Origin of the sequence: Pigmentiphaga sp. (assembly GCF_019689535.1) — a bacterium.
Classification (GTDB): Bacteria; Pseudomonadota; Gammaproteobacteria; order Burkholderiales; family Burkholderiaceae_B; genus Pigmentiphaga.
Genome location: NZ_JADGHH010000030.1, coordinates 1 through 24101 on the forward strand (window position 1 = coordinate 1; position 24101 = coordinate 24101).

Genomic DNA, 24101 nt, shown 5'->3' on the forward strand with positions numbered 1-24101 from the left:
CCCCCCGCCGACAACGGCACGGCGAACCGGGCCTGGGCCAGGTGGGGAAGGTCAGGGGCATACAAACGGGGAAGGCGGGCCATATTAAATTAGGGACGCATTACGCGCGGGGATGGGAATTGCTGGATTTCCGCGAACGATACGCCGATTTCGCGGTCTATGCAGCATGGAGATCACGATTGGGTCGCGTCGGGGCCCGGCGCCGGGCGCGACACTTGAACGCTTCGCCTGGGCGCCGTCCGGCCTGCTGCACTGCAGCGTCATCAACCCCGTCAATCGACGCGATCAAAAAGACCGATTAGCACTCTTTAGCCCAGAGTGCTAACCTTCAGATATGGAGGTAAGCCGTTTATGAAACGTTCGTCGAATCAGTCCAACGCTCTCGTGCCCGCCACAAGCGGCCCCGGTGCGCTGGCGCTCGCCATCGCCAACCCCGGCGCGCTTGGTACGATCGAAGCTTATATCGGCGCCGTCAACCGCCTGCCGGTGCTCACCGCCGAGCAGGAATACGAGCTGGCCCAGCGCTACCAACAAAAGCAGGATCTGAACGCCGCCCGCGAACTGGTGCTGTCGCACCTGCGCCTGGTCGTGGCCATTGCCCGGCAGTACCTGGGCTACGGGCTGCCACATGCCGACCTCATCCAAGAGGGCAACGTCGGCTTGATGAAGGCCGTCAAGCGCTTCGACCCCACCCGCGGGGTGCGGCTGGTGTCGTTTGCGATTCACTGGATCAAGGCTGAGATCCATGAATACATCCTCAAGAACTGGCGCTTGGTCAAGGTGGCGACCACCAAGGCCCAGCGCAAGCTTTTCTTCAACCTGCGCAGCCTGAAATCGGACAACCACGCCCTGACGCCCGAGCAGGTGGAAGAAATCGCCACCAGCCTGAACGTTCGGCCGCAAGACGTGGCGGAAATGGAAGTCCGGCTCTCCGGCCAGGACATGGCGCTCGAAGCCCGGACCGATGACAGCGAAGCGGAGTTCGCGCCGATTGCTTACCTGTCGGATGAAGGCCAGCACGAGCCGAGCACCATCCTGGAAGAGCGCCGCCGTGACGAACTACACGGCCACGGCCTGCAACAGGCGCTGGAAAGCTTGGACGAACGCTCCCGCCGCATCATCGAAGCACGGTGGCTGAAGGACGAAGGCGGTGCGACCCTGCAGGAGTTGGCCGACGAGTTCGGCGTCTCGGCAGAACGGATCCGCCAGATCGAAGCACGCGCGATGACCAAGATGCGGGGGGCCCTCGCCGCCTACGCCTGACCGCGCATTGCGGCACCCCGGGGCGGCGGGCCTATGCCTAGCCGCCTTTTTTTGGCCGCCGCCAGGCGCGTCACATTCCGTTACGCATCTGGCGGAAATTTACCGACAATACGCCGCACGCATTGAACTTCCAGCGCCCAGCCTAGCCTAACCATCAGGTGGGACGCGCTTGGTGCAACGCCTTGCGTGTCGGAATGCCGGGCTCCCCCCGCCGTCGGCATTCCTGTCGGCCTCGCCGATACCAACCGATGCATCCGCCTCGTTTTTCTCCTCCCTCCCCCATCTGAGGCGGATAGGTTGACGGGACACCTCACGGTGTCCCGTTTTTTTATCCTCACAACAATTGCTTGATATCGCTCGCGAGCGCGTCCACGCCGGTATTGTGGCGGGCGAAAAGGCGCAGCCGGCCTTCCGGGTCATAGATGTAGATGCCCGCGGTATGGTCCATGGTGTAGGAGCCGGGTTCCTTGCCGGGCACCTTGGCATAGAACACGCGGAAGGATTTGGCCACGCGGGCGGTAGCCTCGGGATCGCCCCGCAGGCCCAAGAAGCTGGGGTCGAACTGGGTCACATACGCCTTCAGGATTTCCGGCGTGTCGCGCTCCGGGTCGACCGTGACGAACACGACCTGCAGACGATCCCCGTCCGGACCGAGCTGCGCCTTCACCTGCGCCAGGTCGGCCAGCGTCGTGGGACACACGTCGGGGCACTGCACGAAGCCGAAGAACACCACCAGTACCTTGCCTTTGAAGTCCTGGAGGGCACGGGGACGGCCGTCGAAATCGGGCAGCGACAAATCGGCACCAAGGTCTGCGCCGCTGACGTCGGTGCTATGGAACGAGGGTGCTTTTTCACAAGCGGCGAGCGCCAACGAAGCCACGGCGGCGACGCCGGCGCGCAGGAAAAATCGTCGAAAAACGGAAAAATCGGCAACCATCGCGAACCTTTGGAGAAAAACCCATCCGCCGCCACGCCGGCGACGGGACGGGCACACATGGGCGCCGTAAGGCTCCTTACACCCAGTGATCGACCAGCAGCGCCGCAAACAACAGGGCCAGGTATAGGACAGAAAACTTGAACAGCTTGCGCGCCAGCTCATCGCTGTACGCTCGGTAAAGCTTCCACGCGTACCCGACGAAGACCGCGCCCAAGGCCACGGCGCATGCGAGGTAAACCACCCCGCTCATGCGGATGACGAAAGGCAGCAGCGTCGTCGCGAACAGGGCCACCGAATACAGCAGGATGTGCAGCCCCGTGATTTGCTGGCCGTGGGTGACCGGCAGCATGGGCAGGCCGGCGTTCTCGTAGTCTTTCTTGCGATAAAGGGCCAACGCCCAGAAATGCGGCGGCGTCCAGATGAAGATGATCAGCACCAGCAGCCAGGCCTCGGCCGGCACGCTATTGGCCACCGCCGCCCACCCCAGCGCAGGAGGCATGGCGCCCGACAGCCCGCCGATGACGATGTTCTGCGGCGTGCGCGGCTTCAGGATGACGGTATAGATGATGGCGTAGCCGACGAAGGTGAAGAAGGTCAGCCACATGGTAAGCGGGTTGACGAGGGTATAGAGCACCAGCATGCCCAACCCGCCTACCACGCCTGACATCACGATGATCTGCAGGGCGCCGATGTCGCCCCGGGCCGTGGGCCGGTGCGCCGTCCGCGCCATCCGGGCGTCGACCTGCTCTTCGATCAGGCAATTGATGGCGAACGCAGCCGCCGCGAGCAGCCATATGCCGATCGTCGCCGCGATCACGGTACGCCAGGGCGGTACCGTGGGCGTCGCCAGAAACATGCCGATCACCGCGCAGAACACGGCCAGCTGCGTCACCCTGGGTTTGGTGAGCACCCAATATTGCCGAAGACGCAGACCGACGGTAGACACCCTGACACCATCCATGGAAAAACCCGTAACCTCAAGACGAACGCGGCTGGGCCGCAGACGCGCCCGGGACCCGCGACAACCTGACCAGAAGCGTAACGCACAAAAGGGTCAGGACGGCGGCGCCGCCATTGTGCAGGACGGCGATCACTATAGGCCATTGCAGGAAAATGCTGGTCAGGCCCGTCAGCAGCTGTACCGCCAGCATGGCCAGCAATGCGTGCGAAGGCCCCTGCAGGCCGGCGTGGCGCCGCAGCTTGAGTGCGAGCCATGCGAAATAGAGCAGCACGACGAAGGCGAAGTTGCGGTGGGTCCAGTGGATCGCCGTCAGCGCGTCTTGCGAGATGAGCTCGCCAGAAGGCAATTCACCCAAGCCCCGCATGACCGAGTACCCACTCCGGAAATCCATTTCCGGCAGCCACTGGCCATGGCAGGTGGGAAAATCCATGCAAGCCAGCGCAGCATAGTTGGTGCTGACCCAGCCCCCCAGCGCCAACTGCACGTAAAGCAGTACCAGGCCCAGTGCGACGTATGGACGCCACCTACGCACCCCGGCCGGGATCTCTGGCAGCACTTTCTGCCGGGCGGACAGCCACGTCAGCAGGGCCAGCAGGCTCATGCCGCCCAGCAAGTGCGCCGTCACGACGGCCGGCATGAGTTGATGGGTGACCGTCCAAGCCCCGAACGCGCCTTGCAGGCACACGGCCGGCAGGATCACCGTCGCCAGCCACGGCGACTGCGCCAGCACCTTGCGGTACCTCCACGCCGCCACCGTGATCGCGATGATGAGCAGGCCCAGCAAAGCGCCCACGTAGCGGTGGATCATCTCTATCCACGCCTTGGGCAGCGTGACCGGCCCCTCAGGCAACGCGGAGGCAGCCGCACGTATGTCGTCCAATGCCCCCAGCGGCGTGATCTGGCCATAACAGCCCGGCCAATCCGGGCAGCCCAACCCCGAATCGGTGAGCCGCACGAAGGCACCGAACATGATCAGGTCGAACGTCAGGAACATGGTGACCGCCACCAGCTTCGCGTAGCGTGCACGGATGCGATCGGTCCGGCCCGCGGCCGGCTGTGCCGTATTCATGACTGCCTACCCTACACGCGAAGCGTGCAGCAATTTGCCGATGTCCCCGCGAATACGCGTGGGATCGGGGTTTTCGGGAAAGCGCATCATTTGGTTACCCAGCGGATCAACCAACCAGATGTGCTGCCGCAGCGCCTGTGCAGTGGGACTCACGCCCGGGGGCAAGGCCAGGAAGCGCGCCACCTGCTCGGCGTTCGCCCGTACCATGTGCGTGCCCTCGTACGCGCGGATCACCACGGTAGGCACCGGCTCATCGTCGAGGATCAGCCACACGCGCTCCAGGCGGGTCACGTTCTTGCCCGTGCTGGCATGGGTCTGCCGCATGATGAACAGCTTCTTGGCGCACTCGTCCCCACAATCGCCGCTGTCTGCGGCAAGCATGACCCACTTTCCTTTCAAGCTGCGCAGGTCAAAGGGCGTGCCGTCGAGATCGGTCAACTGCAATTCCACCGCCTCCGGCACGGGGCGCTGCGGTTCGACGAGGTCCCCATAGTTGGTGGCGCCGGGACGCCATTCGAAGAAATAGGCCAGCGCCGCCGCCACGACGGGCGCAGCGCACACGGCGAGCACCGCATATAGCGAAAACAGGGAGCGCCGGCGGCGCTCGGGTCGCCTTGGGTCAGTGTGTCGAGCGGAAAGTTCGGACAAGGACAACTCCAAATGCGATGGCGGCTATCGCCGCAAAAGAAAACCACTGCAACGCGTATCCGCGGTGCGTACCCACATTCGCCGGGGGGCCTGCCCAGTCGCGGCCCAGCCCGTCCGGCGCTGCATCGGTCTGCTCCAGCACGACGGGCAGCAACGCCAGGCCTGCCGCGTGCCCGTAGGCAGCGAGGTCCAGGTTTTGCAGCCGCGGCGGCTCGCCCTTCGAACCGGGCCACTCGCTTGGCAAATCCTGCGCGCGCCCGCCGAATCGGGCGAGATCGAGCAGGCGCGGAATTTGCGAAAGTAGCACCCCGCGGACGGTGACTTCCCCCGCAGGCGTCTCGACCGCTACCGGCCCGTCGGGCATGGGCCTCGGCAGCCAACCACGCAGCACAGCGACTGCAGCACCGGAATCCAAGGCCAAGGGGGTCACCACCCAAAACCCTGGGCGGGAGCCGGACATGCGGTTTTCCAGCAGCACCGTGCGATCTGCCAGCCAATGCCCCGACGCCTCGGCCTGGCGCCAAGGCTTGAGATCGGCCGGACTCGAAGCGGACGAGAGGCGAAGCGGCGGCATCTGCCGTCCTGCTTCCTCCTGCTCCAGCAACGCTTGCTTCTCTTCGGCGCGGTTCAGCTGCCAGCGCCCCAGCGATGCCGTCACGGCGACCGCCATCGCGAGCAACACCAGCGCCGCCCAGGCCTTGCGCCGACCGGCCCGGGACGCCTCGAAGCGGGATGCCGTCAAAACTGCCTCCGTCACCGCCCCCCGCCTGCGATAATGGCAGGCAGAAGGAGAAATACGATGCGCTTCGTGGTCGCCATAGCCTTCATCGGCATTCTTTACAGTCTGGGTTCGGCAGTCGTTTTTCTGATGAAGGACACCGGCAACAGTAAACGCATGGCTTATGCGCTCACCGCGCGCATCAGCCTGTCCGTCCTGCTGTTCCTGTTCGTGCTGTTCGCCCACTGGATGGGCTGGATACAGGCGACCGGCTTCAATTGATCGACGAAGGCTGGCGCCAGGCGCCCGGAAACGAGGCGGAACCGCGAGACGCGCGCCGCGAACTGAAAGCATGGGCTTTCCGCCCACTATTTTGCCGTACCCACGAGGGAATGTGAGTACGGCAAAACGTCGCACCCCACCCGTCGCGGGCGGATACGGATCAGAACCAGTAGACGAACAGGTACAGGCCGAGCCAGACCACGTCGACGAAGTGCCAATACCAGGCGGCGCCTTCGAAACCGAAGTGGTTCGTAGGCGTGAAATCGCCCCGGATCAGCCGGCGCAGCATCACCGCCAGCATGATGGCGCCCATGGTGACGTGGAACCCGTGGAAGCCCGTCAGCATGTAGAAGGTCGACCCGAAGGCGCCGGAGCTGAGCTTGAGGTTCAGGTCGGTGTAGGCATGGATGTACTCATAGGCCTGGCATCCCATGAATATTGCACCCAACACGATGGTGATGAACAGCCACAGCGCCGCGCGGGACCGATGGTTGGCGAGCAGCGCATGGTGCGAGATCGTCAGCGTGACGCCGGAGGTGAGCAGCAGCGCGGTGTTGATGGTGGGAATCCAGAACGGCCCCATCGCGGTGAAGGGCTCGATCACGCCGGCCGGGCCGGTATTGGGCCAGGCGCCGGTGAAGTCCGGCCAAAGCAGCATGCGGTGGTCGAGGTCGGCCAACCACGGCGTGGTGTAGACCCGGGCATAGAACAGCGCGCCGAAGAAGGCCGCGAAGAACATGACTTCCGAAAAGATGAACCAGCTCATGCTCCAGCGGTAAGACACGTCGACGCGCTTGCTGTAGAGCCCGCCGTTGGACTCGGCGATTGCGTCCCCGAACCAGCGGTAGAGCACGAACAGGAAGCCGAGCACGCCGGCCAGCACGCACCACGGCCCGACTCCCACCCCGTTCACCCACAAGGCCATGCCCAGCAAGAAGAACAACAGCGACAAGCTCGCCGTGACCGGGTGCATGGACGGGGCAGGCACGAAGTAATAGGGTGCCTCCTTGCCGGAAACCGAGTGACTTGCACTCATCTCAACTCTCCTTCGCGAATTCCACAAAACCGCATGATTTGGAGACGGCCTTGGGGCCGTCCTTGTTCTTCTAGCTGACGACCGACTTGACGATCAGCAGCAACACCACGACAAACACCACCGCCATCAGCACCCCGGCGATGATGACGTAAACAGGATTGAGCTTTTCAGCATCGGCGCGATAGTCCGCGCCGCGCCGCAAGCCCGTGAACGACCACAGCACGGCCCCGAGCGTCTGGAAGAAATTGAGCTTGCGGCCTGCGGCCGACTTCAGGTCGTCGCTCAACTCCGGTCCTCCTCGCCTGCCGGACGTACGCCCGCAGACCGCCCACCCACTTCGAAGAAGGTGTACGACAGCGTGATCGTATGCACGTCTTTGGGCAACTTGGGATCCACCACGAACACCACCGGGAACTCACGCGTCTCACGCGCCTTCAGATCCTGCTGCGAAAAGCAGAAGCATTCGAGCTTCTTGAAATACTGCGCCGCCTGCATGGGCGCGTAGCTCGGAATGGCCTGCCCCGCCATTTCGCGATCCTGCTGGTTGGCGATCTCGTACACGATGGTGGCCAGCTCGCCAGGATGGACTTCCATCGAGCTCTGCACCGGGCGGAAACGCCACGGCCCCTGGATGTTCGCATCGAAGACGATCTTGATCGTGCGGCTGGTGTCGACCTGCGTGTTGCGGGCGAAGCGTGCGGCATCCTCGTCGACCTTGGTCAGCACGTTGATGCCGGTGACTTCGCAGATGGCCCGATAAAGCGGTACCATGGCGTAACCGAAGCCGAACATCAGCACGATGATGACGGCCAGCTTGGCCAACATCCGGCGATTGTCCATTCCCCGACCCGACTTTTCCATAAGCACCTGCCCTCTACCCAACGCCCCCTACGCTCCGGCAAGCCCTGCCTCCGGAACGCGGGAGCATGCCTACCCCATCCAGACCTTGCGCAGGACTACCGCCAGAAAGAACAAGGCGGCCAGCAGTGCCAGCGCGAGGCCGGTGCGCCGGTTGCGCCGGCGCTGTTCGGGGGTCTGCATTCACTTGACCACGGGCGGCGTTTCGAACGAATGGTACGGAGCCGGCGAAGGCAGCGTCCATTCGAGGCCGCCGTCTTCCGCACCCCAGGGGTTGGCCGGAGCCGGTTCGCCTTTGCCGCGATAGGCCTTGACCACGATATAGAGGAACAGCAGCTGCGACAGGCCGAACCAGAACGCACCAATGGTGGAGATCTGGTGGAAGTCGGTGAACTGCGCGGCGTAGTCGGCGTAGCGGCGCGGCATGCCGGCCAGGCCCAGGAAGTGCATGGGGAAGAACGTGACGTTGAACGAAATCAGCGAAGACCAGAAGTGGAGCTTGCCCAGCTTCTCGTCATACATGACGCCCGTCCACTTCGGCAGCCAGAAGTACGTGCCCCCAAACAGGGCGAACAGCGAGCCCGCCACCAGCACGTAGTGGAAATGCGCCACCACGTAGTAGGTGTCCTGAACCTGGATGTCGATCGGCGCCACGGCCAGGATCAGGCCGGTGAACCCGCCCATGGTGAACACGAAGATAAACCCGATGGCGAACAGCATCGGGGTCTCGAAGGTCATCGCCCCGCGCCACATCGTGGCCAGCCAGTTGAAGATCTTCACGCCCGTGGGCACGGCGATCAGCATGGTGGCATACATGAAGAACAGCTGGCCGGTGACGGGCATGCCGGTCGTGAACATGTGGTGGGCCCACACGATGAACGACAGGATGGCGATCGACGCAGTGGCATACACCATCGAGGCATAGCCGAACAGGCGCTTGCGGGCGAACACCGGCACGATCGACGAAATGATGCCGAACGCCGGCAGAATCATGATGTAGACCTCGGGGTGCCCGAAGAACCAGAAAATGTGCTGGTACATGACCGGATCACCGCCGCCTGCGGCATTGAAGAACGACGTGCCAAAGTGACGGTCGGTCAGCACCATGGTGATGGCGCCGGCGAGGACGGGCATCACCGCGATGAGCAGGTAGGCGGTGATGAGCCAGGTCCAGCAGAACAGCGGCATCTTCATCAGCGTCATGCCCGGAGCGCGCATGTTCAGGATCGTGACGATGATGTTGATCGCGCCCATGATGGACGAGGCGCCCATGATGTGGACTGCGAAGATCGCGAAGTCCATGCCGGGTCCCATCTGCACGGACAGCGGCGCATAGAGCGTCCAGCCTGCGGCCGTGGCGCCGCCCGGGACGAAGAACGAGATCGTCAGCAGGATCGCGGCGACCGGCAGCAGCCAGAAGCTGAAGTTGTTCATGCGCGCGAACGCCATGTCGGACGCACCGATCTGCAATGGGATCATCCAGTTCGCGAAGCCCACGAACGCAGGCATGATCGCGCCGAACACCATGATCAGCCCATGCATGGTGGTGAACTGGTTGAACAGCTCCGGCTGGAAGAACTGGATGCCGGGCTCGAACAACTCGGTACGCAACAATAGCGCGAGCAATCCTCCTTCCAGCAGCATCGCGAAGGAGAAGATCAAATACATCGTACCGATGTCTTTGTGGTTCGTGGCGAACAGCCAGCGCCGCCAGCCGGTCGGATGGGCGTGGGCGTGGTCGTCATGATCGTGCCCGTGGGCGTGATCGATCGCGGTGCTGCTCATGATGGCTCCTTGCTGCTCCGTACTACCGTCTTCGCTATCCTGACGAAGGCATCAATTGTGAAAACTGAACCGGTACTGCGTGGGCCGCCCGAGGCGGCCGCGCGAGATTCTCAGCGGGCGGATTTCACGTCCACCGGCTGCACGACGGGGTCTTCGCCCTTGCCCGCGTTGCTCCAGGCATGGCGGGTATAGGTGATGACGGCGGCGATTTCCACGTCTGACAGGTGGGCGAACGAAGCCATGGCGGTGCCGGGACGCCCCTTGAGGACGGTCTCGATCTGGGGGCCCTTGGGGCCCAACACGACCTGGGCGGCATCCAGCGGCGCGAAAGTACCGGGCACGCCCTTGCCGTTGGCCTGGTGGCAGGCCACGCAGTTGGACGCATACACTTTCTCGCCCCGGGTGCGCAACTCATCCGCCGTCCAGGTCTTGTTGGGATCGTCTGCCTCCGCGGCCATCTTGGCCTTCTGCTCCTCGACCCATTTACTATAGTCTTCCTGCGACACCACCTTCACCACGATGGGCATGTAGGCGTGGTCCTTGCCGCAGAGCTCCGCGCACTGCCCCCGGAACTCGCCGATTTTCTCGGCACGGAACCAGGTGTCGCGCACGAATCCGGGAATGGCGTCCTGCTTCACGCCGAAGGCCGGCACCATCCAGGCATGGATGACGTCGTTGGCGGTCGTAATGACGCGAACTTTCTTGTTGACCGGCACCACGAGGGGGTTGTCGACCTCCAGCAGGTAGTTGTCGCCGGGGGGCTCGGCACCGATGCGCTGCGCCATCGGGGTGGTCAGGTTGGACAGGAAGGAGATCCCCTCGCCCTCGCCGTTCAAGTAGTCGTAGCCCCATTTCCACTGGTACCCCGTGGCCTTGACGGTGAGGTCGGCGTTGGAGGTGTCCTTCATCTCGACCACGGTCTTGGTGGCGGGCAGGGCCATGCCGATGACGATCAGGAAAGGAATGACCGTCCAGGTGATTTCCACCCCTATGCTTTCATGGAACGAGGCCGGCTTGGCGCCGCGGGACTTCCGGTGAGCCCAGATGGAATAAAACATCACCGAAAACACGCCGACGAAGATGACTAGGCAGATGCCCAGCATCATCCAGTGCAGCCACTCGATTTGCGCGGCGATGCTGGTGACGGGCTCGTGCAGGTTGAGCTGATTGACTTTCGGACCGCCGGGACTGTCATTGACGGCAAGCGCAGCGCCGCTGGCCAGCACGTTGACCATCATCGCCCCCAACGACCCAACCAACCACTTCTTCATGTCCGACCTCGAAGAACAGCGTTAGTGTTATTCAGGCGGCCGAAACCGTGCGCGGTTTGCGCGGGTCCCCTTCCGCCACAAAACTCCTCGACCATGCGCCATTGGAAAATAATTATGTTGCGAGCGCATAGAATCGCAGGATTATACGGGTTGCCCAGCACCGCCAGCAACTTGCATTGCTTTGAGCTCGATCAAAGCGCTCTGCCGCGGCCGATCGACGAGATCGCGATGCGCGTCTCGCCCGGCGCCGCGCGGTAGGATGCTGCCCGCCACGCATGGCCGTACGCAACCTCCGCGCTGAGCCGAATCAAGCCGTCCGCGCCGCGGCCGGCCTCGAGCGCGTCGGCGAGCCGGCGCCGCCATGCGGGCGTGGCCAGGCCCTTCCGGCGGTCGCGCGCGGGGTTGCCGCCCAGGCGCCGCACGTCGTCGAGCAGGCTGTCCACATGGCGATACGTGAACGTGAGCGTTTCCTGGTCCATGACGGGATCGGCGAAACCGCTTTCGATCAGCAGATCGCCGAAATCGTGCATGTCCACGAAGCCCGGCGTGGCCGTCTCTAGCCCGGCCCGCGCCAGCGCGTCGCGCAATTCGCGGAACGTGCCCGGGCCAAGGCAGCTGAACATGACGAGCCCGCCCGTACGCAGCACGCGCCGCCACTCCGCCAGCACCGCATGCGGCTCGGGATGCCAGTGCAACGCCATATTGGACCAGACGAGGTCCTGGGATTCCGGCGGCAGGCCGGTCGCGCCCATGTCGGCCTCGATGAAAACGGGGGCCATCGCCGCGGGACGCCCCGCCAGCCGCGAAACCGACTGCCGCAGCCGCGCCCCCAGGGTCGGCAAGTACCGCCGACGGGCGTGGGCCAGCACGGCCCCGCTCAGGTCCAGGCCGGTATAGGCCGCGTCCGGATACCGCTCGCGCAACCGGGCAAAGGCGGCGGCCGCCCCGCAACCCGCATCGAGGATCGCCTTGGGTGCAAGCCGGATGTACTCGAGCCGCTCGAACATGCGGGCGCCGATCTCGCCGTATAGGAACTGCCCCGCCTCCAGGTCGCCGCGCCGGCCGAACTGGCGCACGACGTGCTCGCGCACCAGCGGCAGGGAAGGCAGGCGTTCCAGGTGGGAGTTTTCTGTCATTGGATACCGCACGAATATTCCAGGAATTCTTACACTGCCGCCTCGCCGCGGCGCATCCCGGGCATGGCAGATACGGCCACGGGTAGCGCCCGGGGCCGGCCAGCCGCCCAAGAGGGCGCCTCCTCGGCGCACATCCAGCCTCCATGATGCCACTGCCAGATTTTTCATGCCCAAGCTCCCTCGCCCGCCCTGGCCACCGTGGCCCGCCGCCCTCGCCATGCTGCGCGCGCTCGTCCCGTCCGACTGCCCCTTGTGCGGGGCCCGCAGCCGGGGCGGCCTGCTTTGCGAGACCTGCGAGGACGCCATATGCTGGGCAGCGCGCACGCCGGCCACCCTCGGCCTGCCCTGGCGATGCCGGCGCTGCGCGCTGCCCCTGCCCGCGCACGACGCGGCATGCCCCGACTGCGAAGGCCGGGAACCGGCCTTCGAACGCACCTTCATCGCCTTCGACTACGTTCCTCCGGCCGATGCACTGGTCCTGCAACTGAAAAACAGCCTGCGTTACGGACGGGCGGATCTACTCGGGAATCTGCTCGCCGAAGCGATTAGGCACCATGGCACCCCCCTGCATCCCGCCACGGTGCTGGTCCCCATTCCCGCCTCGGCCGCCTCGCTGCGGCGCCGCGGGTTCAACCCCGCGGGGGAGATCGCCCGGGCGGTCGGCCGGGACCTAGGCATGCCGGTGCGCCGCGACCTCTTGGCCCGAAACCGCGAACAAGCCAAGCAAAGCGGGCTCGGACGCCTCGAAAGGCGACGCGCCGCGCAAACGCTGTATGCTTCTTCTCCCCGCGCGCGCGGTATGCACGTCGCGCTGGTCGACGACGTCATGACCACGGGCAGCACCATGCATGCGGCGGCGACCGCGCTGCGCGCAGCCGGCGCGGCATCGGTAGTGGCGCTGGCCGTCGCCCGCGCTCCCGGCCATTTCCCGGCCGACCCGCCACATCGGCCGCGGGCGCAGTGGCGCAAGTAACGATTTCGATTCATTTCAATCCCACGTGCTCTTCAACACTTCGGGACGCAACTGGAATACCTTAGAGGGCGCCGCGCGCGGGGGCGTATTTCCCGGCCGGCGAGATTAAGCAAGCCTTTTCCGGAACCCCATGGCCGACACTCCTTCCCAGCCCGAGCGGGCACATCCTTCCTCACCGTCGAACAGCAAGAAAAAACGGCGCTGGCTTGGACTGGCGATCGTCGTCATATTGGCGGCCGCCGGCTACGGGTGGTGGCACGCCCACCGGGCGTCCTCGCCTCCCGCGGGCGGCGCCAGCGCACCCCGCGGGCCGGGCGCCCCAGGGGCGCCAACGCCCGGCGGCTTCCAGATGGCCACACCGGTACGCGTGGTGCCGGCGCAGGCCGAGGACATGAAGGTCTACATCAAGGCGCTCGGCACGGTCACGTCCTACAACACCGTTACCGTGCGCGCCAAGGTCGACGGCGAACTGCAGAAGGTATTCTTCCAGGAAGGGCAGCTGGTCAAGGCCGGCGACCTGCTGGTACAGATCGATCCGCGCCCCTATCAGGTCGCACTGGCCCAGGCCGAAGGCGTCCTGGAACAGAACCGCGCGCAATTGGACAATGCCCGCCGCGACCTCGCGCGTTACCAGACGCTATATGAGCAAGACTCCATCGCGCGCCAGCAGGTGGACACGCAAATCGCCCTGGTGCGCCAGTATGAAGGCACGCTCAAGACCAACCAAGCCGCGGTAGACAACGCCAAGCTGCAGCTCGATTACACCCGGGTCACGGCGCCCATTTCGGGACGCCTCGGCCTGCGCCAGGTCGACCAGGGCAATCTGGTCCGCAGCAGCGACGCCAACGGCCTGGTGATCATCACCCAGACCCAGCCCATTTCCGTCCTGTTCACCATTTCCGAAACCGAGCTGCCCGACGTGCTGGCGCAGCTGCGCGCCGGCAAGACCTTGTCGGTACAGGCCTACGACCGGGCCGACGTGCGCCATATCGCCGACGGCGTGCTGACGACGGTCGACAACCAGATCGACACCGCCACCGGCACGGTCAAGCTCAAGGCGCGTTTCGAGAACAAGGACGAAAGCCTCTTCCCCAACCAGTTCGTCAACGTGCGGCTGCACGTACGCACCCTCGAGCGCGCCACGGTCATTCCGACCACGGCGGTGCAGCGGGGCACGCCCGGGACCTTCGTGTACGTCGTCAAGGAAGACAACACAGTCGAGCTGCGCGTACTCAAGCTCGGCCAGGCGGACGGCGAACGCGTCGCCGTCCTCGAGGGCCTGCGGCCCGGCGAGCAAGTGGTGGTGGAAGGCGTGGATCGCCTACGCGATGGATCCCAGGTGCAGGTGGTGAAGGGACCCGACGCGGTGCCGGCGGCGGCCGGTAGCCAGCTGCAACGCGGCGCCAACCCGGGCAACCGCCGCCGTTCGCCGGGACGCGCCGCGCCATGAATCCGTCGCGGATATTCATCCTGCGGCCGGTCGCCACGACCCTGGCGATGCTGGCCATCCTGTTGTCCGGGCTGATCGCCTACAAAATGTTGCCGGTCTCGGCGCTGCCCGAGGTCGATTATCCGACCATCCAGGTGGTCACGCAGTACCCCGGCGCCAGCCCCGACGTCATGACCTCGCTCGTGACGGCTCCGCTCGAGCGCCAGTTCGGCCAGATGCCCGGGCTCAACCAGATGTCGTCGATCAGCTCCGGCGGCGCGTCGGTCATCACCCTCAAGTTCAACCTGGACCTGCCGCTGGACATCGCCGAACAAGAGGTGCAGGCGGCCATCAACGCCGCTGGGAACCTGCTGCCGAGCGACCTTCCCGCGCCCCCCATCTATAACAAGGTCAACCCGGCCGACACGCCGGTGCTCACCCTGGCGATCAGCTCGCCCACGTTGCCCCTCTACCAGGTGCGCGACCTGGTCGATACGCGCATGGCGCAAAAGATTTCGCAGGTCTCGGGCGTGGGCCTGGTCAGCATCGCAGGCGGCCAGCGGCCGGCCGTGCGCATCCGCGCCAATCCCCAGGCGCTCGCAGCGTACGGATTGAACCTGAGCAACATCCGCAGCGCGATCACCGGCGCCAATGTCAACCAGCCCAAGGGGAATTTCGACGGCCCGACCCGGGCAACCACGCTCGACGCCAACGACCAGCTCAAGACCATCGAGCAGTATCGCGACCTCATCATCGCCTATACCAACCAGGCGCCAGTCCGCCTCTCGGACGTCGCCGAGACGGTGCAGGACGCGGAGAACATCCGCCAGGCAGCCTGGGCCAACGGCAAACCGGCGATCCTGCTCAACGTGCAGCGCCAGCCCGGCGCCAACGTGATACAGGTCGTGGACAACATCCGGCGCATCCTGCCCAATCTCGAAGCGGCGCTGCCCAGCACGCTGGACGTCGCCGTGCTTTCAGACCGCACCGAATCCATACGCTCGTCGATCAAGGACGTGCAATTCGAACTGATGCTGGCGGTTGCACTGGTGGTCATGGTGACCTTCGTCTTCCTGCGCAACCTGACGGCCACCGTCATTCCCAGCGTCGTCGTGCCGCTGTCGCTGATCGGCACCTTCGGCATCATGTACCTGGCGGGCTTCAGCATCAACAACCTGACGTTGATGGCGCTGACGATCGCCACCGGCTTCGTGGTGGACGACGCGATCGTCATGATCGAGAACATCGCCCGGTACCTCGAGCAAGGCGAATCCCCGGTGCAGGCGGCACTCAAGGGCGCCGCTCAGATCGGCTTTACCCTCATCTCCCTGACCTTCTCCCTGATCGCCGTCCTCATTCCGCTGCTCTTCATGGGTGACGTGATCGGCCGGCTGTTCCGGGAGTTCGCCATCACCCTGGCGGTAGCCATCCTGATATCGCTCGTGGTGTCGCTGAGCCTGACGCCCATGATGTGCGCGAAATACCTGCGCCACGTCCCCGACGCCGAACAAGGCTGGTTCTACCGCAAGAGCGGCGAATGGTTCGACCGCCTGATCGCCGGCTACGACCACATGCTGCAACGCGTGCTCGCCCATCAGCCGCTGACGCTGCTTGTGGCGCTGGGCACGCTGCTGCTGACGATCCTCCTCTATGTGGCGATACCCAAAGGCTTCTTCCCCCAACAAGACACAGGCGTCATCCAGGCAATCAGCGAAAGCTCGCCCTCGGTATCGTTCGCGGCCATGGCCCGCCGCCAGCAGGCGGCGGCCGACATCATCCTGCGCGATCCGGACGTGGCCAGCGTGGCGTCCTTCATCGGCGTCGACGGCACCAATGCCACGCTCAACACCGGACGGCTGCAAATCAACCTGAAGCCGCACGCTGAGCGCACAAGCTCCGCCCAAGAGGTCATCGCCCGCCTGCAGGCCAGGCTCGACCAGCTGGAAGACATCCGCCTCTACATGCAACCGGTGCAAGACCTCTCCATCGAAGACACCGTCAGCCGCACGCAGTACAAGTTCACGCTGCAGGACCCCGACCTGGAGAATCTCAGCCTGTGGACCCGCAGGCTGGTGGAACACCTGCAAACGCTGCCGCAGCTGGCCGACGTCACGCATGACCTGCAGGACCGCGGCCTGCAAACCTATGTCGAAATCGACCGCAACGCAGCTTCGCGGCTCGGCATCACGGCCAGCGACATCAACAACGCCCTGTACGACGCGCTGGGCCAGCGGCTGATTTCGACCATCTTCACCCAGGCCAACCAATACCGGGTGGTGCTGGAAGTCGCGCCCCAGTTCCGGCAGGATCCGTCGTCGCTGTCACAGATCTATGTCCGCACGTCCGACGGCAAGCAAGTACCGCTGACCAACGTAGTCAGCGTTTCGGAGCGGACCGCTCCGCTGTCGATCAACCACCTGGGGCAATTTCCCGCCGCTACCGTCTCCTTCAACCTGGCGCCCGGCGCTTCGTTGAGCAGCGCGGTAGAGGCCATCCTGCAGGCCGAGCGCGACATCGGCATGCCGCTGGGCATACAAACCAGTTTCCAAGGCGCGGCCCAAGCCTTCCAGGCTTCGCTCAATAGCACGCTGCTGCTCATCCTGGCGGCGATCGCCACGATGTACATCGTGCTGGGCATCCTGTATGAGAGCTACATTCACCCCATCACGATCCTCTCCACGCTACCCTCGGCAGGCGTGGGAGCGCTGCTGGCGCTGATGCTTGCCGGCCACGATCTCGACATGATCGGGATCATCGGCATCATCCTCTTGATCGGCATCGTCAAGAAGAACGCGATCATGATGATCGACTTCGCGCTCGACGCCGAGCGCAAGCAGGGCATGGCGCCGCGCGACGCCATCCACCAGGCGGCGCTGCTGCGCTTCCGCCCCATCCTGATGACGACCTTCGCCGCCCTGTTCGGCGCCGTCCCGCTGATGCTCAGCACAGGCAGCGGCGCCGAGCTGCGCCAGCCGCTGGGCATCGTCATGGTGGGCGGGCTGCTGGTGAGCCAACTGCTCACCTTGTTCACCACGCCCGTCATCTACCTGATGTTTGACCGGCTTGGCCACGCGATGCGACGCAGGCGCAGCAGCCGCAACATCGCCATGGGCCATTCGGGCGGCGGGTCATGAACATCTCGGCGCCGTTCATCATGCGTCCGGTCGCCACAGTGCTGCTGGCGATCGCCGTCGTCCTCGCGGGCGCGCTCGCCTTCGTCAAATTGCCCGTTGCGCCGCTGCCGCAGGTGGATTTCCCGACCATATCGGTGCGGGCCAGCCTGCCCGGCGCCAGCCCCGAAACCATGGCGTCGAGCGTGGCGACGCCGCTGGAACGCGCCCTCGGTAGCATTGCTGGCATCACCGAGATGACATCCCGCAGCACGCAGGGCTCGACCAGCATCACGCTGCAATTCGACCTGAGCCGCGACATCGACGGCGCGGCCCGCGACGTCCAGGCCGCCATCAACGCCGCCCGCAACATGCTGCCTTCTGCGCTGCGCAGCAACCCCACGTATACCAAGCGCAACCCCGCTTCGGCGCCCATCATGGTGCTCGCGCTGACCTCCAAGACGCTGGACCAGGGCCAGCTTTACGACGTCGGTTCGACCATCTTGGCCCAGCGCATCGCCCAGATCAAGGGCGTCAGCGACGTGCAAGTAGGAGGCAGCTCGCTGCCGGCCGTGCGGGTGGAGCTGAATCCCACCGCGCTAAACCAGTACGGCATCGCACTCGACGAAGTGCGCACTGCATTGGCCAACGCCAATGCGCGCGGGCCCAAAGGCATGCTGGAGAACGACAAAACCAGCTGGCTGGTCGCCACCAACGATCAACTGCGCAAGGCCAGCGAATACAGTTCGCTGGTCGTCGCCTACCGCAACGGCTCGCCGGTGCTGCTGAGCGACGTCGCGCGAGTCGAAGACTCGGTGGAAGACCTGTTCAACATGGGTTTCTTCAACAATAGCCCGGCCATCCTGCTCGTCGTGGGGCGGCAGGCCAATGCCAACATCATCGAGACGGTAGACCGGATCCACGAAGCGCTGCCGCAGATGCGCGCAATGCTGCCGGGAGACGTGACGCTCACCGTGGCCCAGGACCGCACCCCCAGTATCCGCGCTTCGCTGGCCGAAGCCGAACAAACGCTCATCATCGCGGTCATCCTGGTCATCCTGGTGGTGCTGCTCTTCCTTCGGAACCTACGCGCCGCACTCATCCCGAGCGTGGCGGTGCCGGTCTCGCTCATTGCCACCTTCGCGGTGATGTACCTCTGCGGATATTCGCTCAACACCATGTCGCTGATGGCCCTGATCGTGGCGACCGGCTTCGTGGTCGACGATGCGATCGTGGTGCTCGAGAACATCGCGCGTCACCTCGAAGCCGGCATGTCGCCGCTGCGCGCGGCATTGCTGGGTTCGCGCGAGGTAGGGTTCACCGTACTGTCGATGAGCCTGTCGCTGGTGGCTGTCTTCATCCCCATCCTATTGATGGGCGATATCGTGGGACGCCTCTTCCGGGAGTTCTCCATCACGCTGTCGGCGGCCATTCTGATTTCGCTGGTCGTCTCGGTGACCCTCACGCCCATGATGTGCGCCCGCATGCTGCGGCCGGTGCGCGAGGCGCGCCGCCCGGGACGCATTTCGCGGGCGATCGAGGCGTTCCTCGCGTGGCTCACCCGCGGCTACGGAGCCGCCCTGGACTGGGTGCTGCGGCACTCGCTGCTCACGCTCGTCGTCCTACTGGTCGTCATCGGCCTGAACGGCTACATGTACGTGAAGATTCCCAAGGGCTTCTTCCCGCAGCAGGACACCGGGCAGCTGATGGCCTTCATCCGCGCCGACCAGGGCACCTCGTTCCAGGCCATGCGCCCCAAGCTGGAGTATTTCCGCAAGGTCGTCCTCGAAGACCCGGCGGTCGAAAGCATGGCCGGATACAGCAGCGGTCGCGGCGGCAGCAATACCAGTTTCATGATGATCCAGCTCAAGCCACTATCCGAGCGCAAGGTCTCGGTCGACGAAGTCATGAACCGCCTGCGCGGCAAATTGAGCAACGTGCCGGGCGCGCGCATGTTCCTGATGCCCAACCAAGACATACGCATCGGCGCGCGCATGTCCAACTCCGGTTACCAGTACTCGCTGATGGCCTCCGAGCTCTCCGTGCTGCGCACCTGGATGCCCCGGGTATCGCGCGCCCTGGCCGCCCTGCCCGAGCTGACCGACATCGACCTAGACGTGGAAGACAAAGGCCGGCAGGTCTCGCTCGAAATCGACCGTGAAACTGCGACCCGGCTGGGCGTGAACATGTCCATGATCGCGGCCGTGCTCAACAACTCGTTCAGCCAGCGCCAGATCTCGGTCATCTACAACCCCCTCAATCAATACCGCGTGGTGATGGAGGTCGCCCCCCGGTTCGCCCAGGATCCCAGCGCACTGGAGAAGGTGTATGTCATTACGTCCGAAGGCAATCGGGTCCCGCTCTCGGCCTTCGCCAAATGGCGCATGACCAATGCCCCCCTCAGCGTCTCGCACGAAAGCCAGTTTGCCGCCGACACCATCTCCTTCAATTTGGCACCCGGGGTCTCGCTAGAGCAGGCCACGCGCGCCATCAATGAAGCGGTGGCGCGCATCAACCTCCCCACCACCGAAATCCAGGCCGGATTCTCGGGCAGCGCCAAGGCGATGCAGTCGGCGCTCAGCGCACAGCCGTGGCTGATCCTGGCGGCGCTCGTGACGATGTACCTCGTGCTGGGCATGCTCTACGAGAGCTACATCCACCCGCTGACCATCCTCTCGACCCTGCCTTCGGCAGGACTGGGGGCGCTGCTTGCCCTCATGATGTTGGGCCACGAGTTCACGCTCATCGCGCTGATCGGCGTATTCCTGCTCATCGGGATCGTCAAGAAGAACGCCATCATGATGGTGGACTTCGCGCTGGATGCGCAGCGCAGGCACGGCCTGGGTTCGCGCGAGGCCATCTACGAGGCATGCCTGAAGCGGTTCCGCCCCATCCTCATGACTACGATGGCCGCCATCCTGGGCGCAGTGCCGCTAGTCATTAGCACCGGCGCCGGCGCCGAGTTGCGCCAGCCCCTGGGCATCACCATCGTGGGCGGGCTCGTGGTCAGCCAAATCTTGACGCTATTCACCACGCCCGTGGTGTACCTGTATCTCGACCGCCTGCACCGGCGGGCGCAACGGCGCTGGAGCCGTCCGCGGTCCGCGGGCATGGCGCTACCCGGAGACAACTTATGAGCAAGACGTTGCCCGCACGATCGGGCGCGCCCCTCTTTTTCTCGAGCTCCTGCCGCCGCGCTGGGACGGCGGTCGGCATCGTCCTCGCCGCCATGCTCGGCGGGTGCGCGATGGGCCCTGATTATGTACGGCCGACTGTCGCTACCGGCACCGCCTTCAAGGAAGCCGCCGGCTGGAAGGCCGCCGAACCGCGCGACCACGAGCAACGCGGCCCCTGGTGGGAAGTGTTCGGAGACCCGGTCTTGTCAGGCCTCATGGAGCAGGTTGCGACGGCCAACCAGACCATCGCCCAGGCCGAAGCGCAGTATCGCCAGGCCGCGGCCGTCCTGCGTGCGACACGCTCCGAGCTGTTCCCCAGCGTCACGGGCAACGCCTCGGCCACGCGCACCGGCACCGGCTCACGCAGCAGCGTCACTACGAACAGCAACGGCGTGGTGACCAATCAAGGCGGTTCCCAAAGCATACGCAACCAGTACAACATGAATGCCTCGGTCAGTTGGGAGGTCGACCTCTGGGGGCGCATCCGCCGCAGCCTCGAAGCCGACGCCGCCAGCGTCGAGGCCAGCGCCGCCAACCTGGCCAACGCCCACCTGAGCGCCCAGGCCGAACTGGCGCGCACCTATTTCCAGTTGCGGATCCTGGACGAGCAGCAGCGCCTGCTGGATGAGACGATCAAGGTCTACGAGCGCTCGCTGCGACTGAACGAAAACCGCTACGCGGTGGGCGTGGCAGCCAAGGCCGAGATCGCCCAGGCCCGCACCCAACTGGAATCCACCCGCGCGCAGGCTGTCGACCTGCGCTGGCAGCGTTCGCAGCTGGAGCACGCGATCGCCATCCTGGTCGGGCAGCCGCCGTCCGAATTCAGCCTGCCACCGGCTGCGTTCCGGCCCGTACTCCCCGCCATACCCGTTGGCCTGCCATCGGAACTCCTGGAAAGGCGCCCCGACATCGCGGCCGCCGAACGCCAAGTCCAGGCCGCCAATGCACGCATCGGGGTTGCGCAGACGGCCTACTTCCCTTCCCTGACGTTGTCGGCCTCGCTCGGCTACCGCAGCTCCCAATTTTCCGACTGGCTGACCGCCCCCGCCCGCTTCTGGTCGCTCGGCCCTGCGCTCGCCGCGCCACTCTTCGACGCCGGTCTTCGCCGCGCCCAGGCGCAGCAAGCGCAGGCCGCTTATGACCAGCAGGTCGCAGCGTACCGGCAGACCGTGCTGTCGGCCCTGGCCGAGGTGGAGAACTATTTGTCGCAGCTTCGCGTCATGGAAGAAGAGCAGGCCGTGCAACAGCGCGCGTTGGACGCAGCCCGGGAATCCTTGCGGCTGACCACCAATCAGTTCGAATCCGGATTGATCGACTACCTGAGCGTGGTCTCGGTGCAGACCGCAGCGCTGAACAACGAACGCACGGCGCTGTCGCTGCTCGGAAACCGCCTGACGGCCAGCGTCAACCTCATCGCCGCGCTGGGGGGAGGATGGCACGTCGATGCACTCGCCTCGGCTGGCGGCAAGGCCGCCGAGGCGCCCGAGCGAAGCGAGACCCAATGAAACCGGGCCGCCCGATGGCCGGACGCGTTATACGTCGAGGATAGGCGCGAAACCGCCGAAGATCATGCGCTTGCCGTCAAAAGGCATGCTCTCTCCCATGCGTTGCAAGCGCGGATCAGACGTCATCTTCGCGTTGGCGGCGTCGCGCACTTCCTTGGACGGATACTCGAACCAGGAAAACACGACTGCTTCGTCCTCCTTGGCCTGCACGGCTCGGCGGAAATCCGTGAGCTTCCCGTCGGGAACGTCGTCTTCCCAGCACTCGACCATGCGCGTCACGCCGAACTCCTTGAAAAGCGGTGCGGCCTGCGCCGCGTGCTGGAGATAAAGCTCCTTGTTGGCCCGGGGCACCGCTACGAGAAACCCTTCGACGTACTTCATCATCGGTCTCCCTGAAAGATGAAAAAACGGAATGGCGCCACGTCAGGCAGCAGTGAGACTTGCCCTTTACGTTGATATCAACATAATTGGAACATCATGTCAAAGAAAATTCCATACTCCGCCACGCTCGAAGTCCGGGACGCCTGCCTGTGCCTGCACGTGCAGCGAGCCGCGCGGGCGTTGGGCAAGCGCTTCGACGAAGCACTCCGGCCGGTCGGCCTGACCAACGGCCAGTTCTCGCTGCTAATGGCGCTCAACCGCCCCGAGCCCCCCACCATGGGCCCCGTCGCCCAACTGCTGGGCATGGACAGGACCACCCTCACGGCCGCGCTAAAGCCGCTCGAGCGCGAAGGCCTGGTACGCGTGGAAGCCGACCCGGGCAACCGCCGCAGTCGCCTATTGTTCCTGACCGAAAAAGGACACGCGGCACTGAGAAAAGCGCTGCCGGCCTGGCGCACGACGCATGCGGAGATCGAGTCCGCCCTGGGCGAAGATGCAGCGCAAGCGCTGCGGACGACGCTAGCTGCACTCAGCTGAACGGTCCGCCTGCGTCCCGGCTACAAGAAGCCTATCCATCGGCCCGCCACCACGGCAGCCAACCACAGCAGCATGGAAACTGCGGCATGGGCGCGGACAGCCGGCTGTGGCGAAGTGGCCGACAGCGCCCGACGCCATGCACCGCTCCCATGCACGATCGCTGCATTCAGCACCGCGGCTCCCACGATGCCCAGCTTGGCGAGGAACGCCGGATTGGCGGCATATTCCGAGGCCCGCACCGAAAACAGCCAGCCCCCTGTCAGCACCGCCAGGGCGAGGCCCACGACCGCCACCCGGCTGAGGTACGGTCCCGCCGCAGCCAGCGGAACGACCCGGGCAAACCCGAGCAAACACAGGTCGAGCGCCACAATGCTTCCCAACAGCAGGCCAATCGAGGCGATGTGCGCCGCGCTGACGAACAGATACGCCGTGCCTGAATGCCGCAGCACAAGTGCGTGAGGCAGGCCCTCCAGCCACTCGAGCATCAGCGTTCAGCGGCGGATGCGTTCGGGATAGATATCGTAGGTCTTGCCGCCCACGGATATCTGCACCGCCTTCATGCGCTTCTCGTTGCGGTCCTGCGAACGGTTGCCGGTCGCGACGATTTCGTCCCCCGGCTTGGCGGATCCCTCGACGAACCCGGCACGCCGGGTTTGCGAGGGATTGCCGAGCTCCACGCGCCACAGGCCGTCCTCGGCCGTCTGCACATCGAGCCAAGGGTGGGGAGGAGCAATCTGCACCTGCCGGACGACACCGCGAAGCTGCATCTGCTCGGCCTCGGCCCAGGACCAACCATGATGGGACCAGGCCGTACCGCTGGCCGCGGCGGCTAGCGCTAGCGCGGCCCAAGCCACCGATTTCCCAGACATAGGCGCCTCCTGACGGATTGAAGGACACGCACCCACTATAGCGGCAAGCAAAGACGCAAGATAGCGCCGCGCTTTGCGTAACATATTGTTCTTTAAGCCAATCCGGACGCCCCATGGCCAGCAAGCTTTCCGCCGCCCCTACCTCCGTCCCCAAACC

The 24101-nt window shown here is 64.8% G+C and carries 23 protein-coding genes; 8 read left to right on the forward strand and 15 right to left on the reverse strand.

Annotated elements, in window-relative coordinates; all coding sequences use genetic code 11:
• Positions 1–351 precede the first annotated feature (351 nt).
• Positions 352–1263, forward strand: a complete 912-nt coding sequence (gene rpoH / locus IRZ12_RS04370) for an RNA polymerase sigma factor RpoH (protein WP_296464653.1) — start codon at positions 352–354, stop codon at positions 1261–1263.
• Between the two features lie 334 nt (positions 1264–1597).
• Here the strand turns inward: rpoH and IRZ12_RS04375 are convergent, their stop codons facing one another.
• From IRZ12_RS04375 to IRZ12_RS04395, 5 genes are all read right to left on the reverse strand, one after another.
• The gene (locus IRZ12_RS04375) at positions 1598–2200 is read right to left on the reverse strand and encodes an SCO family protein (protein WP_296464656.1); all 603 of its coding nucleotides are present in this window, start codon (positions 2198–2200) and stop codon (positions 1598–1600) included.
• Between the two features lie 76 nt (positions 2201–2276).
• Positions 2277–3146 carry a heme o synthase gene (cyoE, locus tag IRZ12_RS04380; protein ID WP_296464659.1) on the reverse strand — a complete coding sequence of 290 codons (870 nt, stop codon included), beginning with the start codon at positions 3144–3146 and terminating at the stop codon, positions 2277–2279.
• 31 nt (positions 3147–3177) lie between these two features.
• On the reverse strand, positions 3178–4230 hold the full coding sequence (locus IRZ12_RS04385) for a heme A synthase (RefSeq protein ID WP_296464662.1): 1053 nt from the start codon (positions 4228–4230) through the stop codon (positions 3178–3180).
• 6 nt (positions 4231–4236) lie between these two features.
• Positions 4237–4878, reverse strand: a complete 642-nt coding sequence (locus IRZ12_RS04390) for a hypothetical protein (protein ID WP_296464665.1) — start codon at positions 4876–4878, stop codon at positions 4237–4239.
• Complete coding sequence (locus IRZ12_RS04395; RefSeq protein WP_296464668.1) at positions 4850–5620, reverse strand: SURF1 family protein; 771 nt, start codon at positions 5618–5620, stop codon at positions 4850–4852. Before IRZ12_RS04395 ends, IRZ12_RS04390 begins: the two co-directional genes overlap by 29 nt.
• A gap of 57 nt (positions 5621–5677) precedes the next feature.
• On the opposite strand from IRZ12_RS04395, the gene IRZ12_RS04400 reads away from it, so the two are divergent.
• A complete protein-coding gene (locus tag IRZ12_RS04400) occupies positions 5678–5878 on the forward strand; it encodes a twin transmembrane helix small protein (RefSeq protein ID WP_296464671.1) in 201 nt (66 codons plus the stop codon).
• A 160-nt stretch (positions 5879–6038) separates the two neighbouring features.
• Here IRZ12_RS04400 and IRZ12_RS04405 read toward each other — a convergent pair whose 3' ends face one another.
• The 7 genes from IRZ12_RS04405 to IRZ12_RS04435 all read right to left on the reverse strand — a co-directional run bounded on the left by IRZ12_RS04405 (position 6039) and on the right by IRZ12_RS04435 (position 11964).
• On the reverse strand, positions 6039–6914 hold the full coding sequence (locus IRZ12_RS04405; RefSeq protein ID WP_296464673.1) for a cytochrome c oxidase subunit 3: 876 nt from the start codon (positions 6912–6914) through the stop codon (positions 6039–6041).
• A 70-nt stretch (positions 6915–6984) separates the two neighbouring features.
• On the reverse strand, positions 6985–7200 hold the full coding sequence (locus IRZ12_RS04410; RefSeq protein WP_296464674.1) for a DUF2970 domain-containing protein: 216 nt from the start codon (positions 7198–7200) through the stop codon (positions 6985–6987).
• Positions 7197–7775, reverse strand: coding sequence for a cytochrome c oxidase assembly protein (locus tag IRZ12_RS04415; protein WP_296464677.1), 579 nt, complete (start codon positions 7773–7775; stop codon positions 7197–7199). Before IRZ12_RS04415 ends, IRZ12_RS04410 begins: the two co-directional genes overlap by 4 nt.
• 69 nt (positions 7776–7844) lie before the next feature.
• Positions 7845–7955: a cytochrome oxidase small assembly protein gene (locus tag IRZ12_RS04420; protein ID WP_296464680.1), complete on the reverse strand. Its 111-nt coding sequence runs from the start codon at positions 7953–7955 to the stop codon at positions 7845–7847.
• The gene (gene ctaD / locus IRZ12_RS04425) at positions 7956–9557 is read right to left on the reverse strand and encodes a cytochrome c oxidase subunit I (RefSeq protein WP_296464682.1); all 1602 of its coding nucleotides are present in this window, start codon (positions 9555–9557) and stop codon (positions 7956–7958) included.
• 110 nt (positions 9558–9667) lie between these two features.
• Positions 9668–10828, reverse strand: coding sequence for a cytochrome c oxidase subunit II (coxB, locus tag IRZ12_RS04430; protein WP_296464685.1), 1161 nt, complete (start codon positions 10826–10828; stop codon positions 9668–9670).
• Between the two features lie 191 nt (positions 10829–11019).
• Positions 11020–11964 (reverse strand): methyltransferase domain-containing protein, encoded by a 945-nt coding sequence (locus IRZ12_RS04435; protein WP_296464688.1) that lies wholly within the window; start codon positions 11962–11964, stop codon positions 11020–11022.
• 166 nt (positions 11965–12130) lie between these two features.
• On the opposite strand from IRZ12_RS04435, the gene IRZ12_RS04440 reads away from it, so the two are divergent.
• From IRZ12_RS04440 to IRZ12_RS04460, 5 genes are all read left to right on the forward strand, one after another.
• Positions 12131–12937: a ComF family protein gene (locus IRZ12_RS04440; protein WP_296464691.1), complete on the forward strand. Its 807-nt coding sequence runs from the start codon at positions 12131–12133 to the stop codon at positions 12935–12937.
• A gap of 130 nt (positions 12938–13067) precedes the next feature.
• Positions 13068–14387 (forward strand): MdtA/MuxA family multidrug efflux RND transporter periplasmic adaptor subunit, encoded by a 1320-nt coding sequence (locus IRZ12_RS04445; RefSeq protein WP_296464694.1) that lies wholly within the window; start codon positions 13068–13070, stop codon positions 14385–14387.
• Complete coding sequence (locus IRZ12_RS04450; protein WP_296464696.1) at positions 14384–17500, forward strand: MdtB/MuxB family multidrug efflux RND transporter permease subunit; 3117 nt, start codon at positions 14384–14386, stop codon at positions 17498–17500. The genes IRZ12_RS04445 and IRZ12_RS04450 overlap by 4 nt, the downstream gene beginning before the upstream one ends.
• Entirely contained in the window at positions 17497–20613 is a 3117-nt protein-coding gene (locus IRZ12_RS04455; RefSeq protein ID WP_296464699.1) for a multidrug efflux RND transporter permease subunit, read from the forward strand. The genes IRZ12_RS04450 and IRZ12_RS04455 overlap by 4 nt, the downstream gene beginning before the upstream one ends.
• Positions 20610–22157 (forward strand): efflux transporter outer membrane subunit, encoded by a 1548-nt coding sequence (locus tag IRZ12_RS04460; RefSeq protein WP_296464702.1) that lies wholly within the window; start codon positions 20610–20612, stop codon positions 22155–22157. The genes IRZ12_RS04455 and IRZ12_RS04460 overlap by 4 nt, the downstream gene beginning before the upstream one ends.
• Before the next feature lie 27 nt (positions 22158–22184).
• Here IRZ12_RS04460 and IRZ12_RS04465 read toward each other — a convergent pair whose 3' ends face one another.
• The gene (locus IRZ12_RS04465) at positions 22185–22538 is read right to left on the reverse strand and encodes a DUF1428 family protein (protein WP_296464711.1); all 354 of its coding nucleotides are present in this window, start codon (positions 22536–22538) and stop codon (positions 22185–22187) included.
• A 96-nt stretch (positions 22539–22634) separates the two neighbouring features.
• On the opposite strand from IRZ12_RS04465, the gene IRZ12_RS04470 reads away from it, so the two are divergent.
• On the forward strand, positions 22635–23075 hold the full coding sequence (locus IRZ12_RS04470; protein ID WP_296464705.1) for a MarR family winged helix-turn-helix transcriptional regulator: 441 nt from the start codon (positions 22635–22637) through the stop codon (positions 23073–23075).
• 20 nt (positions 23076–23095) lie between these two features.
• Here IRZ12_RS04470 and IRZ12_RS04475 read toward each other — a convergent pair whose 3' ends face one another.
• Both IRZ12_RS04475 and IRZ12_RS04480 read right to left on the reverse strand, forming a co-directional pair.
• Positions 23096–23560, reverse strand: a complete 465-nt coding sequence (locus tag IRZ12_RS04475; RefSeq protein WP_296464707.1) for a DUF2214 domain-containing protein — start codon at positions 23558–23560, stop codon at positions 23096–23098.
• A gap of 6 nt (positions 23561–23566) precedes the next feature.
• Positions 23567–23944 carry a DUF6152 family protein gene (locus tag IRZ12_RS04480; protein ID WP_296464709.1) on the reverse strand — a complete coding sequence of 126 codons (378 nt, stop codon included), beginning with the start codon at positions 23942–23944 and terminating at the stop codon, positions 23567–23569.
• Positions 23945–24101 lie beyond the last annotated feature (157 nt).